The 17,581-nt window shown below is 60.2% G+C and carries 12 protein-coding genes; 1 reads left to right on the top strand and 11 read right to left on the bottom strand.

Going from position 1 to position 17,581, the window contains the following annotated elements; all coding sequences use genetic code 11:
- Positions 1 to 20: 20 nt before the first annotated feature.
- The 9 genes from ACZ5G6_RS11440 to ACZ5G6_RS11400 form a co-directional block, all read right to left on the bottom strand.
- Positions 21 to 2,960, bottom strand: coding sequence for an FAD-binding and (Fe-S)-binding domain-containing protein (locus ACZ5G6_RS11440; protein WP_498691647.1), 2,940 nt, complete (start codon positions 2,958 to 2,960; stop codon positions 21 to 23).
- A gap of 125 nt (positions 2,961 to 3,085) precedes the next feature.
- The gene (locus ACZ5G6_RS11435; RefSeq protein ID WP_498691645.1) at positions 3,086 to 4,054 is read right to left on the bottom strand and encodes a sugar ABC transporter substrate-binding protein; all 969 of its coding nucleotides are present in this window, start codon (positions 4,052 to 4,054) and stop codon (positions 3,086 to 3,088) included.
- Between the two features lie 95 nt (positions 4,055 to 4,149).
- Positions 4,150 to 5,148 carry an ABC transporter permease gene (locus ACZ5G6_RS11430; protein WP_498691643.1) on the bottom strand — a complete coding sequence of 333 codons (999 nt, stop codon included), beginning with the start codon at positions 5,146 to 5,148 and terminating at the stop codon, positions 4,150 to 4,152.
- Positions 5,145 to 6,029, bottom strand: coding sequence for an ATP-binding cassette domain-containing protein (locus ACZ5G6_RS11425; protein ID WP_498691641.1), 885 nt, complete (start codon positions 6,027 to 6,029; stop codon positions 5,145 to 5,147). The genes ACZ5G6_RS11430 and ACZ5G6_RS11425 overlap by 4 nt, the downstream gene beginning before the upstream one ends.
- Before the next feature lie 310 nt (positions 6,030 to 6,339).
- Positions 6,340 to 7,347: an inositol 2-dehydrogenase gene (gene iolG, locus ACZ5G6_RS11420; RefSeq protein ID WP_498691639.1), complete on the bottom strand. Its 1,008-nt coding sequence runs from the start codon at positions 7,345 to 7,347 to the stop codon at positions 6,340 to 6,342.
- 42 nt (positions 7,348 to 7,389) lie between these two features.
- The gene (locus ACZ5G6_RS11415) at positions 7,390 to 8,853 is read right to left on the bottom strand and encodes an APC family permease (protein WP_498691637.1); all 1,464 of its coding nucleotides are present in this window, start codon (positions 8,851 to 8,853) and stop codon (positions 7,390 to 7,392) included.
- A gap of 144 nt (positions 8,854 to 8,997) precedes the next feature.
- Complete coding sequence (locus tag ACZ5G6_RS11410; RefSeq protein ID WP_223932539.1) at positions 8,998 to 9,981, bottom strand: D-2-hydroxyacid dehydrogenase; 984 nt, start codon at positions 9,979 to 9,981, stop codon at positions 8,998 to 9,000.
- Positions 9,982 to 10,052: 71 nt separating this feature from the next.
- Positions 10,053 to 11,813, bottom strand: a complete 1,761-nt coding sequence (locus ACZ5G6_RS11405; protein ID WP_498691634.1) for an IlvD/Edd family dehydratase — start codon at positions 11,811 to 11,813, stop codon at positions 10,053 to 10,055.
- Between the two features lie 52 nt (positions 11,814 to 11,865).
- Positions 11,866 to 12,633 (bottom strand): SDR family NAD(P)-dependent oxidoreductase, encoded by a 768-nt coding sequence (locus ACZ5G6_RS11400; protein ID WP_498691632.1) that lies wholly within the window; start codon positions 12,631 to 12,633, stop codon positions 11,866 to 11,868.
- 188 nt (positions 12,634 to 12,821) lie between these two features.
- On the opposite strand from ACZ5G6_RS11400, the gene ACZ5G6_RS11395 reads away from it, so the two are divergent.
- A complete protein-coding gene (locus ACZ5G6_RS11395; protein WP_498691631.1) occupies positions 12,822 to 14,006 on the top strand; it encodes a Gfo/Idh/MocA family protein in 1,185 nt (394 codons plus the stop codon).
- A 79-nt stretch (positions 14,007 to 14,085) separates the two neighbouring features.
- On the opposite strand, the gene ACZ5G6_RS11390 is transcribed toward ACZ5G6_RS11395, so the two are convergent.
- Positions 14,086 to 15,441, bottom strand: a complete 1,356-nt coding sequence (locus tag ACZ5G6_RS11390) for an aldehyde dehydrogenase family protein (RefSeq protein WP_498691629.1) — start codon at positions 15,439 to 15,441, stop codon at positions 14,086 to 14,088.
- A 90-nt stretch (positions 15,442 to 15,531) separates the two neighbouring features.
- Positions 15,532 to 17,481, bottom strand: a complete 1,950-nt coding sequence (gene iolD, locus ACZ5G6_RS11385) for a 3D-(3,5/4)-trihydroxycyclohexane-1,2-dione acylhydrolase (decyclizing) (protein ID WP_498691627.1) — start codon at positions 17,479 to 17,481, stop codon at positions 15,532 to 15,534.
- Between the last annotated feature and the right edge of the window lie 100 nt (positions 17,482 to 17,581).

The raw sequence follows: 17,581 nt of genomic DNA, 5'->3' as shown, positions 1-17,581 counted from the left end.
GAAGATCCCAACGTACTCCACTAGTCCACCCAGCGGGCGCTATATGGATCCATCGCCACAGCCAGGTGCTGACTCGGACGCCCCGGGTCTATCTGTGAGACCTGCATGGCACAGCTGAATCCGTCGGTGAGGACCAGAGCGCCGGCCTCGCCCTTCACAAGAGCAGGAATGACGGAGTGCTCGGCAACTTTCATGGACATGTCGAAGTGCTCGGCTTCAAAACCGAAGTTGCCGGCTACGCCACAGCATGAGGACGATTCCACGAGGTTAGGAACTCCCCAGGCTTTGAGTACGCGTCGCTGGGCGGCTGAGCCGAACACGGCGTGCTCATGGCAGTGGGTTTGCAACACGGCTGTCTCGGGCGGCGGCGCCTTCGGCTTCCAACCACGCTGGATGGCTTCATCCACGGCCACGGAGAACGAGCGCACCCTTGCGGCGACCCTCGCAGCAGCGGCACCGCCTACGAGTTTCGGTCCTTCATCCCGGATGGTCGCCGCGCAACTGGGTTCGAGGACGATGATGTCCCGCTCCGTGCCGTCGTCGAGCTTGCTGATCAACCCGGACAGCCGCCGTCGTGCCCCATCACGTTGCCCTGTGGAGATCCAGGTCAGGCCGCAGCAAGCGTCCGGCGTACACCCCACGGAGCTGCCGGAGTCGCGGAGCACCCGGGCCGCCGCCGGGACGACCTCGGGCCGGAATGCGCGCGTAAAACTGTCGATGAACAGAAGGACGTCTGCGTCGTCCGCGAATCCGGCTTCCCGCACCCGCCTGCGGATCCTGCCGTTCGCCGCAAAAGCCGGGAGCCGCCGTCGGGCACTGATGCCCAACCATTCCCCCACAAGCCTTAAGGGACGGAAAGCCGTGCCCACATTGGCCAGAGGTGCCACGCGCGTCATCAACGGAAGCCACCGAGGCAGCCAGCCAATCGAGTAATGCGTAAACGGTCGGATCCTCCCGCGATAGTACTCGTCTACCAGTTCCGATTTGGCCTCGGCGATGTCCACACCTGTTGGACAGTCGGTGGAACAGGCCTTGCACGACAGGCATAGATCCAACGCTTCCCGGACTTCGGGGCTTGACCATCCGTCCTTTCTGCTGCCCTTGGTCCGCGTCAGTTCCTGCAGCACCCGGGCCCTGCCACGGGTGGAATCCTTTTCATCTTTCGTGGCCCGGTAGCTGGGGCACATAAAGCCACCGGTGGTGGAACGGCACCGGCCTACGCCGATGCAGGCGTGGGTATTCCCGACGAACGGACTCGCCACCGGGAGCAGCTCACGCTCCCCGGAGGAAGGCACGACGGCGCCCCCCGGGTCTGCGGTCAACTCACCGTGAGTGGGTCCCGGTTTAACAACGCCTTCCAAAGCCAGCGAGGCAGAGAAGGGAGCGGGGTGGACGATGATCCCGGGGTTGAGGATTCCTGCCGGATCCCAGAGATGCTTGAAGGCCCCGAAAATGCCTAGCATCTCCTGGGAGTACATCACCTCAAGCAACTCGCTGCGCGCCCGACCATCACCGTGCTCCCCGGACAACGAGCCACCATGGGCCACCACCAACTGGGCTGCTTCACGGGTAAAGTCACTGAATGTCCGGCGTCCGGACTCGCTGCGTAAATCGTAATCCAATCGCATGTGGACGCAGCCCGCACCAAAGTGGCCGTACATCAGGGCCGAGTAGCCGTAATTTTTCACCAGTGGGAGCAGGTCTGACAGATAGTCGGCAAGCCGCTCCGGAGCGACGGCAGAATCTTCCCACCCCGGCCACGTTTGCACCCCGTCGATCCGCCGCGAGGACAGCCCTGCGCCGTCTTCTCGCACCCGCCACAGCTTGGCCCGCTCCGCGGGGTCAGTGAAGATCAAAAAGTCAACCACACGGCCGTCAGTATGGAGCTTGTCCACCAAATCCTCACAGGCAGCAGCCGCCTGCTGAAGGGTGTCACCAGAAAACTCGACCAGGAGGAAGGCCTTGCCATACGGCAAGAACTCAACACTGGCCGCTCCCCGCCGGTGCCGCATGATGTCCACGATGGATACGTCAAGGCCTTCGATGGCGCTCGGTTTTGCGGACAAAATGGTCATGACATCGCGGGCGGAATCAATGGTGTCCCGGTAGCCAAGGCACAAGAGCGCGGTGGCGCGGGGCTTGCGCACCAAACCTACCTTGGCCCTTACAACAACGGCGCACGTACCTTCACTGCCAGCCAGCGCGCTAGCCACGTCGAAGCCGTGCTCCGGCAGCAGGTGGTCCAAATGATACCCGGAGACCTGCCGGGGAATGTTCTGCAACTCGACGCGGAGTGACGCCAGATTTTGCGCAGCCAGCGCCTTCATGCCCTTCAACAGCTCCTGAGCCCGGGCAACTGACTGACTATCCGATTCATCGACAGCGCGAAGGAAATCGCGCCCCGCTCTCAGATGTGCGCCGTCAGCGGTGACCAACTCCACTTCCTGCACATGATGGGTCATGCGGCCATATGCCACCGAGTGATTTCCGCAGGCGTCATTGCCGATGGAACCGCCAATTGTGGCACGCGTTAGGGACGAAGGGTCCGGGGCAAACGTCAACGTCCCTGTGGTTTCGTTCTCAACCTGCGCGCGCAGCTCACCAAGGACGACCCCCGCGTCCGCCCATACCGTCGCCTGGTCGGCGTCGAGGGTTCCTACCGATTTCATCCACCGGGAGAGATCGATCACCAAACCAGCGCCGATGGCGTTGCCCGCCATCGACGTGCCCCCGCCGCGTGCGGTCGTCGGCACCCCCAAGGCCGAACATACCCGCAAAACTGTGCGTACATCGTCGACGTTCTTTGGGAAGGCGACGGCGGCAGGCCGTACCCGGTAATTCGATGCATCATAGGAGTACTCAGAGCGTCTACGCGGGGAGTCGTCCACCTCTATCCCGTGATGCTCCAACCTGGCGAGTAACTGCCTCAGTGTCGTGTCGCCGTCGTCGCCATGGGGCATGGTCGCATTCTCCGTTCGTCGTGTTCCGCAGGAAGTGTAGGCAGGTGTGGTGGGGCGTGGATTGTGCCAAAACAGAACGGGCACAGCGGATGAATCCGCTGTGCCCGTTGAGTTGATGGAACTTCTTACTTCAAGAACTCAGAAAGGTTGTCCTTGGTGATGAGCGTGAACGGCAGCGTGTAGCGGTTCTCCACATTCCCGCCCTTTAGGAAGTCAGTGACAACCTCAACTGCTTTGACGCCTTGTCCAGCAGAGTCCTGGCGGACTGTCGCCGACATCGTCCCAGCCTTGATGTCCTGAAGGGCGGGATCGGTACCATCGACACCAACTACCGCCTTGAACTCGGCAGTGCGGCCCGCGTCAGCAATAGCAGAGGCTGCACCAATGGCCATTTCGTCGTTGTTGGCCACCACGGCATCGATCTGGCCCGCGCCAAACCGCTGAAGAGTGTCCTCCATGTTGCGCTTGGCATCGTCACGGCTGCCCTTGGCCTGGAACTCAGCCACGACCTTGAAGTTCTTGTTGATCTTGCTGTCGAAGCCACTCTTTCGGCGATCCGTCCAGGAGGCTCCGTAGATGCCAGCGGCGAACACGATGTTTCCGCCTTGCGGAAGCGTCTTGTTCAAGTACTCAGCCTGCATTTCGCCGGCCACGGTGTCGTCCACACCGATGTAGCTCTTGTAGGCGACGTCAGCGCCCTCCGCAAATTCAGTGGACAGGATGAACAGCGGAATGTTGGCGGCGATGACCCGTTTTGCTGCGTTCTGGCTGGCATCGCCATCCAGTGGCTGCATGATGACTGCGTCAACCTGGCGCGTGAGCAGGTCCTCAACCTGGTTGAGTTCGCTGCCAACGTCCTTCTTGGAGTCGGTGATGTTGAGCTTGACGCCCTTTTCGTCAGCCGTCTTCTTCATTGCGTCCGTCATGTGGGCCAGGTCCGGGTCCTGGAGGTCAAGGACCACAACGCCAATGTTGTAGGTCTTGGCTGCCGCCTCGGAACTGCCTGCCGTGCTGCTGCCCCCACAGCCGGTGAGGGTGAGAGCGCCTGCAGCCAGCATTGCGGTGGCCACAGCGAGCTTCTTTCGAATTTCCATAATCGTTCCTTTCAGTGGTTCTGATTGCTTAAGGAGATTGTTTTCTTTATAGAAAGCAGCCCGTTGATTTCGGACAGCTCCGGTGAAGGCGGTGGTTAGTCCGACTTCCAGCGGTTCAACAGCACGGCCAGCACCAGGATGATGCCTTGGACTCCCTGCTGGTAGTAGGACGAAACCCCCATCAGGTTCATGCCATTCATCACGACACCCAGCAGGAGGACACCAATGACTGTTCCGCGAATGGTGCCGACGCCACCGAACAGACTTGTGCCTCCAATCACGACGGCGGCAATCACCTGCAGCTCGTAACCGGTACCGGCCACCGGGGCCGCCCCATCGAGACGGGCAGTCAAGACGAGGCCGCCCAGAGCGGCAGTGACACCGCCGATGAGGTAGACAGTGAAGAGCACCCGACTGGTCGAGATGCCGACTTTCTTTGCGGACTCTTCATTGCCCCCCACTGCATAGACGTGGGAACCGAACTTGGTCCTGCTGAGCACGAACTCGCAGAAGACAGCGACGACTAAGAAGATGATGACCGGAACCGGGACGGGACCAATGAAGCCCGAACCGAGCCATTCTGCGGGGCCACTCAGTCCGGAGACAACCTGTCCATCCGTCATGACCAGCGCTGCCGTGCGGGCTATGGCCATCGTTGCCAACGTGGCCAGGAAGGGAAGGATGGCTCCCCAGACCACCATTGCCGCACTCAGGAAGCCCACCAGCAAACCAACGCCGAGGCCGGCGATCAGAGGCAGCCAGAAAGCGCCTCCACTGGCAGGAGCAAGTATTGCGAAGGTCATCCCGGCAAGACCCACTACGGATCCTACCGAGAGGTCGATGCCGGCGGTGATCATGATGAATGTCATTCCAAGGGCGATCAGTCCGATGATGGACGACTGCCGAACGACGTTCACGATATTGTTCAGTGTCAGGAAGTTTGGTGCCGCGGCCGCCAGGAAAACGAGGATCACCACGAAAAGGATGATGATCCCATAGTCACCGATGAAGCGCTTGACTTTGGTTGCCGTGAGTCCTTCCTTAAGGTCTGCCGGGCCCAGCTTTGTCTTGAGGTTTTCCATTGTGAGGCTCACGAGTCGCTCCCATTCGTAGTGCCGCGGGCAGCCATTGCATCAACGACATCCATCGATGACGTGCTTCCGATTTTGCGGCGGTCTTCGGGGATGCCGGCGCCGTCATCGACGTAGTCGTCCAATGTGCCGTGGGAAATCAGGTGTGCAACCTGCGCCTCGGATACCTCTCCAACGCGGAAGCGGCCCACTACCTGTCCTTGGCGCATGACAGCGAAGCGGTCGGCGACCGCGAACGCTTCATCCAAGCGGTGCGTAATGATAATCACTGCGATACCCAGGTCTTTGAGCCGCTGCGTTACTTCGATGAGCTTGTCCACCTTGGCTACCGACAGGTTGGCCGTGGGCTCATCCATGATGATGAGACGTGCATCAAAAGCAAGCGCCCGGCCAATGGCGACGGCTTGGCGCTGCCCTCCGGACAGCCGCTTTACCTTGAGCCTCGGGTTGATGGGGATGTCCAAACGTTCAAGCACGCGCTTGGTCTCGGTCTCCATCTTCTTGCGGTCGATGATCCGGAGGAACGGGCCGAGGATGTTCTTTTGCGGTTCCCGTCCGAGGAAGATGTTGGTACGAACATCCAAGTTGTCAGCCAGGGCAAAGTCTTGGTAGACCATCTCTACCCCTTGGTCACGGGAGGCTGACGGGGTGGGAAACTCCGTCGTTTTTCCGTCCAGCTCGATGGAACCCCGATCGGGTTGGTAAACGCCCGTAAGTACCTTCATGAGCGTGGATTTGCCGGCGGCGTTATCGCCAAGCAGTGCAAAAGTTTCGCCAGGTTGGACATCGATGCTGACGCCGCGCAATGCGGACACCGCCCCGAATGTCTTGTGTATGTCTCTGAGGGCAACCAGTGGAGGGGTCGCCGGTGGTGCGTCGGTCATCTCATCCTCGTTCGATAGGGCCATGTGAATGATCCGGTGAAACACGTTGAGCGACGGCCAATCTAACTGCATTGTTTGACCTGCTGATTAGGGGGCAATTCCGGGGAAGCCCCAAAACCTCGTGACCTTCGCCACACTGTTTCACTTACTTGAACTTTGACGGATTCGGATCCGGGGCATGTGTGCCACTTTGGAACACGGGCATGAATCGTTTCAAACCAAGATAATATTAAATCCGAATAACCTGCTCTGGGCCGCAAATGTTGTTGCGAAACATCCGCGGCCCAGGCAGGCGGCTTTATTGGCCCTGCTAGCCCAGGTCCACTGCTATCGCAGAGCCGGTCCGGGCAGATTTCTCAGCGGCGTCCGCCAGGATCAGGGCGGCACGGCCGTCGTCGAATCCTGGACTTCTCGAAGGGAGGCCCCGGACCGCGCGGAGGAATTCTGCTACTTCCAGACGGTAGGCCTCGGCATACCGTTCGAGGAAGAAATTCTGGTACGGCCCCACCGATTCGACAGACCTGGCCCCCCAGTGCCTGACCATGTTGTCGTTCTTGTTGCCTACATGGAGCAATCCGGTTGAACCGAACGCCTCGATGCGCTGGTCGTAGCCAAACGCCGAGTGACGCGAATTCAAGATCGTCACGAGTTCATCTTTGGAACCCCGCAGTGTGACCACAGTTGAATCGAAGTCATCAGCGTGGCGGATGCTGTCGCTGAATACGTTTGCACCGTTGGCCGAAACCTCAACAATTTGGGGGATAAAGTACCTCGCCATATCAAGGTCGTGGATGGTCATGTCGCGGAAGATTCCGCCGGATTGAGGGAGATAGGCTGCCGGCGGCTCCCCCGGGTCTCGACTGGTGATCACCAGTTGCTCCAACGCTCCGATTTCGCCGGCAGCCACGCGTCGTTTCAGCTCCACGAAGTGCCTGTCAAAGCGTTTGTTGAAACCCAAGGCTACCGGCACTCCTGAAGCTGCGACCTTGCCCCGAAGGGCGTCCACACGAGCTATGTCCAGATCGATCGGTTTCTCGCAAAGCACTGGCACGTTCGCGTCAATGGCCTTTTCCACGAGGTCCAGGTGAGTTGCCGTAGGCGAAGCCACAATGACGGCGTCAATTTCCCCCGAGGCGAAAACTTCGTCAGGATCCTCGCTCACGCGGCCGCCGAATTCGGCGGCGGTTTGTTTTGCACCTTCTATAAAGGGATCACATACCCAGGACAGTGTTGCCTCGTCCAAAGTAGCCAAACTCATGGCGTGTACCTGGCCTATTCTCCCGGTTCCGAACAGGCCAACCCTGATCTGTTGCGTCATTGCAGGTCTCCACATGGTTGAAGTTGAGGTGAGGTCGAGTTTCTAGTCGATCTTTTGCCGGCCCAGGCGTGCATAGACATGTGGACGCTTGGAACGCAAGAAGTATGCGTAAACAATCCCGCCGAAGAACAAGGCAAAGGTGAAGGTCATGAAGATGGCGGTCATGACTGCCGAACCGCCGATGAGTTCCGGGTAATTGGTGATTGCCAGATAGGTGATCAGGCCAAGGAAGATAACGCTGACGATCGGCGCAACAATGGTCTTCCACACAGATTCCGGGGCAAAACTGCGGCGGCGGACAAAATACACCAACACAGCGAAGCTGGTGATGAACATCAGGAGCAGGACCGCAAAGGTGCCGCTTCCGCTGGCGATCGGGTAGAGGGCCTCCGGCGCAACTCCAATAACAGTGAAGACCACAGTGGCCGCCGCCCACAGGAGGCCAACTGCCAGCGCGGAAACGTAGGGCGACTTATGACGGGGGTGGACCCGTCCGAGCACTGAGGGCAACGCCCCGTCCGCGGCCAGCGAAAAGCTGTATCTGGCGGCGATGTTCTGGATCGAGAGCATTGAAGCCAAGATCGACGTGATGAGGAGGACTACCGCTATATCGGCAAAGATCTTGCCGACCAGTACCGTGGCGCCGTCATTGAAGAGGTTCACCGTGTTTGCTGCAGCTTCACCCTGGACTTTGTCCGGACCGATGAAGGCCGTGTAGGCCCAGGCCGCCACGGCGTAGAAGAGCCCGATTCCAACTACCGCAATGTAGGTGGCCCGCGGAATGGTGCGGTCCGGATTCTTGACTTCGTCCCTGTAGATGACCGTAGCTTCGAACCCGAAGAAGTTTCCGACGGCGAATAGCAGTGCCAGCCCCAGACCGGCATCCGTGATCCACGGCATGGAGAAGCCGATGCCCTGAACGACCTCCCCGGGTCCTGTAGCGAATGCGGCGATGTCGAAGACAACTACTACGGTCGACTCCAGCAGCATGACTACCGTGAGTACTTTTGCCGAGAGATCAATGCGGTTATAGGCAAGGAGTGTGGTGACGGCTATGATCCCTAACCCATACCAATACCAGGGGATCTCGGGACCGTTCAGCGTATTCACCACGAAACCTTGGAGTGTCAGCGCGAATAGGGAGGGAGCAAAGAACCCAATAAAGACATAGCCGAAGAGGGCCAACAGCGCGCCTCCGAGGCCTGCAGGCTTACCCAGGCCCGCTGTGACAAATGAGTAGAATCCACCGGGCGCTTCAACACTGCGGCTCATTTTCACGAAGCCAACAGAGAAAATCAGCAGCATGAGAGTCACCAGAACGTAGATGCCCGGTGCCGTGTGGCCGCTGAAAAGAAGCATCACAGGCAAGGTGCCCGCAACGGTGGTCAGCGGAGAGGAGAAGGCGAGAACGTTCATCACGAGCTCACCCACGCCCATATTGCCGCTGAGCTTGTGTTCCTGGGTTTGGGTCGGCGTTGTCGTCGTACCTTTTGTTGTGCTTGACATGTAATCCTCGTCACGAAATTTTGAGTGCTGAATCACACTATCGACGAGGATCGTGGGAGCACTGTACCAGCTTGGGACACGGGATCCCATGGGGTGTTGCGGCGTTATTGCGTGTGACCGGAATACCCCATGGGCCGACCTTGATTAGGGCGTTTCGACCACCAGCGAAGGAGTAGCCGGACCAAGCTTCTTCAGGTCCACCACATCCTTCAGCGGCTCGTGCGCCTTCCACCGCCTGAGATTCCGCGCGAAGCAGTCCACCACTCTTCCCCGCCAGCCGATGAGGTCACCGGAGGCATGGGGAGAGACCAGGATGTTCTGTCGGCTCCACAGCGGATTCCCGGCATCCAATGGCTCATGCTCGAACACATCCAGCGCCGCCGCGCCCAGGTGCCCGGAGTCAAGGGCATCGAGGAGGTCGTGCTCGAGCACCACCGCCCCGCGTCCGACGTTGACCAGACGCGCCCCGGGCCTCATAGTGCGGAACCGCGACGAGTTGAAGAGCCCACGAGTTTCCTCCGTGAGGGGCAGTGTCAGCACGACGTCATCGGCTTGGCCAAGGAGCCGGTCAAGCTCATCAAAGCCTGAAATGAAACCCAGTTGCGCATCATTCCTGGCAGACCTGCCCACGACGTTAACGTCCATTCCCGCAGCGCGCAGGAGAAGGACGGTTTCGCGGCCAACTGGCCCGGGCCCCACAACCAGGACTTTGCGACCCAGCAGCGGCTCGGTCTCTCGATGCTGCCAGGTACGGGCCTGCTGCAGCTCTATGGTGCGGCGCAGGTCCTTGGTAAACATCAGCAGGACACCCAGGACCCACTCGGCTATCGGCCGCTCACACACACCGCGCGAGTTGCTCACAACGATGTCGCTGTTGATGATCTCGCCGGTCATCAGGCTGTCAACGCCGATGCTTGACGTATGTATCCATCGCAACTCCCCCGGCCCCACCTCCCGCAGGAGCTTGGTTCTAAAGTCGTTCAGGAACAGGATTTCCGCTCCAGACTGCGCGGCCCGGAATTCGTCTGCGGTACGCACCACCACGACATTCGCCTCGGCTTCCAACCGTTCAACAGGAGGGAGCGGCCGACCCTCCTGGACAATCGCTATCACTTTTGGTCGTGACACAACTTCCTCTTTCCGGGGCGATCCCACAGGAGCATCCCCCGCTTGTTCTCTTGTTTGGTGATTGCTGCGGTTTACCAACCGCCCTGCCAACCGCTCATCAGGCCGTACGGCAAGCGCTGTGGCTCCTCGTCCGGCAGGCCCTTCAAGAAGTCGAAGTCGCAGCCCTCATCGGCTTGGTTCACGTGATCGATGAAGAGTCGTCCATAGCCGCGCCGGTATTTCGGTTCCGGAAGCTTGAGATCCGCCAGCCGGCTCTCGATCTCTTCGGCAGGGATGTCCAAATCCAGCCGCTGGTTCTCAACATCCAGCACAATAGGGTCACCATCCCGAACAATCGCCAGCGGTCCACCAACTGCGGCCTCTGGCGAAACATGCAGCACTGTGGTGCCAAATGCGGTACCGCTCATTCGAGCGTCCGAAATGCGGACGATGTCACGGATCCCGCGCCGCAGGAGCCTTTCGGGAATGGGGAGCATGCCCCATTCGGGCATGCCGGGGGCTCCCACAGGGCCACTATTACGCAGGACCAGCACAGAGTCTTCCGTGATGTCCAAATCAGGGTCGTCGATTCGACGTCCAAGATCGTAGATGTCCTCGAACACCACTGCTGAGCCCTTGTGCTGCAGCAGGTCCTTGGACGCCGCACTTCGCTTGATGACCGCACCGTTGGGAGCCAGGGAGCCGCGGACGACGGCGATGCCTCCGGAGGCATCAAAGGGGGCCGCGAGAGTGCTGACCACGACGCCATCAGGTTCGGGGGCCGAACTGTAGCCATTCTCGAGGGACTCCCCCGTGACTGTGATGGCGTCCTTATTCAGCAGTGGTGCCAGTTCCTTGAGTACGGTGGAGATGCCGCCGACCTGGAACAGCTGCTGCACCAAGTACTCGCCCGATGGACGGACGTTGACTATGCGAGGGGTACGTTGCGAGATCTCGTGGAAGCGATCCAATGGCAGCTCGTATCCGACGCGCCTCGCCAGTGCCAGAAGATGCACCACGGCGTTGGTGGAACCACCTACAGCCATCAGGAGGGTAATGGCGTTATCGAACGCCTCTTTCGTCAAAATTTCGCTGGGCTTTGGCCCCTGTGACATGGCCATTTCCACTGCCCGGCGGCCTGTGGCTTCGGCCGCTTGGGCGCGGCGCGCATCCACTGCAGGGATTGACGCAGTACCCGGCAGGCACATGCCGAGCGCTTCAACGAGGGACGTCATGGTAGAGGCCGTGCCCATCTCGCTGCAGTGTCCGGCAGAGGGCTTCGCGGCTGACTCAAGCTCGTCGAAGTCCGCCTCCGTGATCTTCCCTGCACGCAGCTCATCTGCATACTTCCACGTGTCCGTGCCCACACCGAGCTGCTTACCCCGAAAGTGTGCAGGCTCTTGGGGCCCACCGGTGAGCATGATGGTTGGAACATCCGCACTGGCAGCACCCATGAGCTGGGCCGGAACGGTCTTGTCGCAGCCACCCAGGAGCACGATAGCGTCCAACGGGTAGGCGCGGATGGACTCTTCAACGTCCATGGCCATGAGGTTTCGGAACTGCATGGCCGAGGGCTTCATCAGACTCTCGCCCAAGGAAATGGTGGGGAACTCCAGCGGCAGACCGCCGGCCATCAGGACACCGCGCTTAACGGCATCTGCCAGCAGCTTGAAGTGGATATTGCAGTTGACCAGCTCCGACCACGAGTTAGCGATGCCGATGACCGGCTTGTCCTTGAGGGCGAAGCGCGAGAAGCCCTCAGCCTGAATCGCTGTCCGGTGAACGAATCCCGTGAGGTCGTGAGGTGCAAACCAGCGCGCACTGCGGAGGTCCTTGTAGTTCGACTCTTCCATGTCTTTTAACTCCTTGGGCTTGATCGGTCTTGACAGGTAATTGGTGACGTTCCTACGCGGCCGATGTGCCGCCGTCGAACGCCATGCTGGTTCCGGTAGCGAAGGTTCCGTCGACCGCCAGGAAATAGATAGCTGCTGCCACCTCGTCCGGATCCGCGAGCCGGTTAAGCGGCACTGTGCTTTCTTTCAATCGCCGGGCTTCAATTGGATTCGGCGCCGCAGCCAGGCCCTCACGCACCATGGGCGTGTCAATCGGCCCTGGGCAAACGGCGTTCACGCGTACCAGGGGAGCGAGTTCCAGGGCCATGGCGCGGGTGAGTCCCACAACGCCTGCTTTCGCTGCACAGTAGTGAACAAGCCCGGGCACGCCCATGGCAGCGAGATCGGATGCCACGTTGACGATCGAGCCTCCGCCGGACCGCCTCATGTGGAGCGCGGCCTCCTTTGCTACATAAAAAGTGCCGGACAAGTTTGTCTGCAGCACCTCGTGCCAGTGGTCCTCGGTGAGGTCTTCCAGAGCAACATGCCCTGCTACACCCGCAGCGTTGACCGCGACGTCCAGGCCGCCCAGTGCGTGGACCGCTCCCCGCACTGCATTCTTGACCGCTCCGGCATCGGCGACGTCGGCAACAACGGCGTGCGCACCGTCGCCGATCTCTTCTGCCACGCGCTGCAGTTCCGCAGAACGCCGACCCAGCAGTGCCACGCGAGCGCCTCGGCTGGCGAAAAGCTTTGCGGTCGCTTCCCCGACGCCTGATGTGGCACCGGTGATGAGTACGCGAAGCGGTTCCGTTCGAAGTTGTTGGTTGCGGTCCATCATCGTCGACGGGCTCCTCTTGCTTGGCAGTGGCGGACTAGTACGTTCCACTAAAACAGCGCTACTCTGCCGCTGGCTGTCTCACATTGAGACACAGCGCACACGGCCAACGTTCCTAGGCTGATCAACAGATGCCGCCATCCGTCTGCGGCACAGCACCGCCGGACAGCGGTAGAGACTAAGGAGTGCACTTGGAACAGCAAAACCGCATTGGGGTTGGCTTGATTTCGGTCGGATGGATGGGGAGACTGCATTCGCGCGCGTACCTGGCGACCAAGCAGTTCTTTCCGGAATTGCCCCGCCATCCGGAATTGGTGATAGCGGCCGACCCGGACGACGCCGGACGCCATCACGCCGAAGACGCACTCGGCTACAAGGAAACGGCCACGGATTACCGCAAAGTGCTGGAGAACCCGGACGTAGATGTTGTCTCCATCTGCTCCCCCAACTTCCTCCACCACGAAATTGCAATGGCCACCATCGAGGCTGGCAAGCACTTCTGGATCGAAAAGCCCATGGGCCGCAGCGCCCAAGAGTCGCGCGAGATTGCCCAAGGAGCCGAAGCCGCCGGCCTCATCACGTCGGTTGGGTTCAACTACCGCCATGCCCCGGCAGTGGCGGAAGCGCGCAGGCTGATCCGGTCCGGAACCCTGGGCAAAATCACCAATGTGCAGATCCGTCTCCTCACCGGATACGCCTCGGATCCAAGCCAAGTATTCACCTGGCGCTACGAGCAAGCCCGTGCAGGTTCTGGCGTGCTGGGCGATGTACTGAGCCACGGCTTTGACCTCGCTCAGTTCCTGGTGGGTCGCATCACGTCGCTGAACGCCGTCACGGAGACCTTCATCAAGGACCGACCGCTCCCTGCCGGCAACTCCTCGAATTCCTTCGATATGGGCCAGGCTTCCGAGGTCACCCGCGAAGTGGAGAACGAGGATTACACGGCCATGCTTGCCCGCTTTGAGGGTGGCGCGATCGGCATGTTCGAATCCACGCGCGTCGCCATCGGCCCGCACGCCGAGTACATCATCGAGGTCTACGGCACCGAAGGGTCTTTGCGCTGGAACTTCGAACGGATGAACCAACTGGAACTCGCCACCGACCGGAGCGGCTACCGCACGATCATGACTCCCCCGTCCTTCGGCGAGTTCGGACGCTTCCAACCCGGCCCCGGCCCGGGCATCGGGTTCAATGATCTCAAAACCATTGAGGCGGCCTTGTTCCTGCGTTCGGTGGCCGAAGGAAAGCAACTTGGTCCATCCGCCGCGGACGGCTGGTCAGCATCCGAGCTCGTGGATGCCTCGCTGCGTAGCGCCGACTCCGGCGATTGGGTCCAGATTCCGGAAGTCTCGGGGCAGACGACCTACCAGGCCTAGGCACCACCACACTCCACCCACGACAAGAGGAGGCCGGATCACCATCGCGATCCGGCCTCCTCTTGTAGCGTTTCTCCAGTTACTTGGCGAAGCGGAACAACTTCTTGTTCGCGAACTCGAGCATCCCAACCTTGCCCAGTTCACGTCCATAACCGGACTTCTTAACGCCGCCGAACGGTACGTCGGCTCCGCTGAGGTCATAGGCACCAACAAAGACCATTCCGACGTCGAGCTGGTTCCCGACGCGCTCGGCACGCTCGTGATCATCGCAGATCACCACGGAGCCGAGGCCATACGGCGACGAGTTCGCGAGTTGGATGGCCTCTTCGTCACTACTGACCTTGTAGAGCTGGGCAACAGGTCCGAAGAGCTCTTCGCTGTAGACGTCCATGGCAGGAGTGATGTTGGTAATCACCGTCGGGGTGAAGACATTGCCCTGCGGTTCATTGTTGCCTACGAGGATCTCGGCACCTTGATCGAGGGCTCCCTGCACCTGCTCTTTCAGGAACTTGGTGGCAGAGTCTGAAGAGAGCGGACCAAAGTCTCCGTTCTCGTAGGACTGACCTGCAATCGCTGCTTTGAACTTCTCGGAGAACTCGTCGAAGTACTTGTCCAGCACGACGATCCGCTTGGAGCCATTGCAGGACTGGCCAGTGTTGCCCATCCGGCCCATGACAGCTTTTCTCACGGCCTGATCCACGTCCTCAGTGTCCAGCACAATGAATACGTCAGCGCCGCCGAGCTCCAACACGCACTTCTTCAAGGCACGGCCAGCCTGCTCCGCCACAATGGCGCCCACCTGTTCCGAGCCCGTGAGAGAGACGCCCTGGATGCGGTCGTCCGCGATGATGTCCGAGATCTGCTGATGCGTGGCGAAAAGGTTAACGTAGGCACCGTCCGGGAAGCCGGCGTCGCGGAACAGTTCTTCAAGAGCCAGCGCGGACTCCGGGCATTGGCTCGCGTGGCGGACTATCACGGTGTTGCCCAGGATGATGTTGGGAATCGCGAAGCGTGCCACCTGATAGTACGGGTAGTTCCACGGCATGATGCCCAGAATCACGCCCAGGCCTTGGTACCGGAAGAAAGTCCGCAAGCCATCGGCTACCTCAATTTCCTCGTCAGCCAGCCATTCCTCTGCGTGCTCGGCGAAGGCTGCGGCGATGGCACCGGAGAACTCCGCTTCTCCGGCTGCCTGTGGGAGTGGCTTGCCCATCTCCCGGTTGATGATGGCTGCAAGCTTGTCCTTGCGTTCCACGAACAGCTCGGCCAGGCGCTTGGCCAAAGCAGCCCGCTCAGCCACGGTGGTGGTGCGTGACCAGTCCCGGTAAGTCGCCTGCGCTGCGCTCAGGCCGGCTTCTACCTCTGCGTCTGTGGCCGCGGGGTAGTGTGCGTGGGTGGTTCCGGTGGCTGGATCAATAACGGCAAATGCGCTCATACTGCTTACTCCTTTGTCGGAAATTTGGGATGGGGTTGCCCCCTTAAAGGGACGGGCGGGACCGTCGCATGACGGTCCCGCCCGTTGCGTCTAATGCGCGTCAGGTGCAGTGGTGGCTGCGTAGAAGCGCTGGCGGGCGCGGCCCTCGAGGTGCTTCGCAGTACCTTCCTGGCTACCCGGACGCTGCGAGGTCATGGGCACTCCCACATCCCAAAAGGCACCGTTGCCGGACAAGTAGCGCCAAGGCTCGACTCGAGCCACGATGACCGCAGGCCCATCCACTTCCTTGGCCTCCGTGAGCGCAGTCTGGAACTCCTCAATGGTGGAAGTGGACCATGCTGCACAACCCATGCTGGCAGCATTGGCTGCAATATCGAAGTCCAAAACGGCCCCGTCAAGGCGACCGGACTCGTTGCTACGTTCCCGGTACTGGGTACCAAACTCACGGCCAGGGCCGCCCTTTGACACCTGCAGTGGCCAAATGCATTGGTGCCCACGGTTGTCGATCACAATGGTGATGATCTTCTTGCGTTCCTGTACCGCAGTGACCAGTTCCGTAGGCTGCATGAAGTACGTGCCGTCACCAATCAATACGTAGACCTCCCCTGGCGCGTCCCCACGTGCAATGCGGTAGCCGAGGCCGGCCGGGATTTCATGGCCCATGCACGAATTGGCGTACTCGAAATGGATTTCGGCGCCGTTGGACGGATCCCAGGCCTTGTGGATACCCTCAACCACACCACCGGAGCCCAGGATAAGGGCGTCCTGGTTGGTTGCCGTGCGGTTCAGCACGTCGATAACCTGGGCCTGACTCATGTTTTCACCGGGGAATGCCTGAAGGTCGTGCTTGCGAACCTCGAAAGTGGCCTTCCGGGCGTCCGCAATGTCGCTGCGGTAAGCATCGGAGGTGCCGTAATTGGCTGCTGCCAATCGTTCCCGCAGCGCCGCAAGGGAAAGTTTTGCATCGCCGATGACAGGGAAAGACCCCATCTTGTGGGCATCGAACGAGCCAACATTGAGGTTTACGAACTTCACGTCGGGGTTCTGGAACAGCGAGTGTGATGCGGTGATGAAGTCCTGGAGTCGTGAGCCCACAGTGATGACAACATCGGCACCGTCGGCGATTTCGTTGGCTCCCACCGTTCCGGTCACACCAAGCGCGCCCAGATTCAGCTCGTTTATGGGGCCGCTGCCCTTGCCTGCATAGGTCTCAGTGACAGGGATGCCGAACTCAGCGCTGAAGCGTGCCAGTTCGTCCTGGGCCTTCGAGTACCGGACGCCACCACCCGAAATCAGCAGGGGACGCTCGGCCTTGGCGATGATTTGGGCAGCATCCCGATATTCGTCCTCCACAGCCGGGCGACGACGAATGTGCCACACCCGCGGCGTAAAGAAGGATTCCGGGAAGTCGAATTCCGCTCCCTGAATATCCTGCGGCAGACACACCACAACGGCGCCGGTTTCCACGGGATCGGTGAGGACACGCATGGCCTCAGGAAGGGTGGACAGCAGCTGGGCCGGATGAGTGATCCGGTCGAAGTAGCGGCTGACCGGACGGAAGCAGTCGTTGGCGGAGACGTCCCGCTCTACCGGATGTTCGATCTGCTGCAAAACAGGATCACCAAAACGGTTGTTGATGATGTCAGCAGGGAACAGAAGCACGGGGAGCCGGTTGGTAGTTGCCGTGGCGGCACCGGAAACCATGTTGGTGGACCCGGGCCCTGCGGAAGCCGTGCAAGCAAGGGTTGCTGCGCGGTTGGAAGCCTTTGCAAAACCGATGGCGGCATGGACCATGGATTGTTCGTTCTTGCCCTGGTAGTGAGGAAAGTCCACGCCGTACTCGTCGATTCCCTGCGCCAAGCCAACTGAGTTGCCGTGGCCAAAGATGCCGTACATTCCGGGAACGAGGCGCCGACGTTCACCGTCCAATTCGCTGTATTGGACCTGAAGGTATTCAACGATTGCTTGTGCGACAGTGCGACGGCGGACGGCCCTATTGTCGACCACGGTGCCGATGTCAGCAGCGGCTGTGCTAGTCATGCGATCTCCTAAATTCGAAGGTGCGTCGGCATTTGCAAACCGATTCGCCCGAACTTCAGGTTTTCACTGTGGTGAAGCGCTGGTGTGTCCCACTTTGATA

It is taken from the genome of Arthrobacter sp. TmtSoilC51 (assembly GCF_055388015.1).
The sequence above is the reverse complement of the archived record's forward strand: the minus strand, read 5'-3'. Positions and strand labels throughout refer to the sequence as shown.

What these genes read in the sequence shown, in the direction of transcription:
- ACZ5G6_RS11390 (WP_498691629.1), bottom strand. Translation starts at nt 15,441, where the DNA reads ATGAGCGCATTTGCCGTTATTGATCCAGCCACCGGAACCACCCACGCA.
- ACZ5G6_RS11435 (WP_498691645.1), bottom strand. Translation starts at nt 4,054, where the DNA reads ATGGAAATTCGAAAGAAGCTCGCTGTGGCCACCGCAATGCTGGCTGCA.
- iolG (WP_498691639.1), bottom strand. Translation starts at nt 7,347, where the DNA reads ATGACGCAACAGATCAGGGTTGGCCTGTTCGGAACCGGGAGAATAGGC.
- ACZ5G6_RS11400 (WP_498691632.1), bottom strand. Translation starts at nt 12,633, where the DNA reads ATGATGGACCGCAACCAACAACTTCGAACGGAACCGCTTCGCGTACTC.
- ACZ5G6_RS11425 (WP_498691641.1), bottom strand. Translation starts at nt 6,029, where the DNA reads ATGACCGACGCACCACCGGCGACCCCTCCACTGGTTGCCCTCAGAGAC.
- ACZ5G6_RS11415 (WP_498691637.1), bottom strand. Translation starts at nt 8,853, where the DNA reads ATGTCAAGCACAACAAAAGGTACGACGACAACGCCGACCCAAACCCAG.
- iolD (WP_498691627.1), bottom strand. Translation starts at nt 17,481, where the DNA reads ATGACTAGCACAGCCGCTGCTGACATCGGCACCGTGGTCGACAATAGG.
- ACZ5G6_RS11405 (WP_498691634.1), bottom strand. Translation starts at nt 11,813, where the DNA reads ATGGAAGAGTCGAACTACAAGGACCTCCGCAGTGCGCGCTGGTTTGCA.
- ACZ5G6_RS11440 (WP_498691647.1), bottom strand. Translation starts at nt 2,960, where the DNA reads ATGCCCCATGGCGACGACGGCGACACGACACTGAGGCAGTTACTCGCC.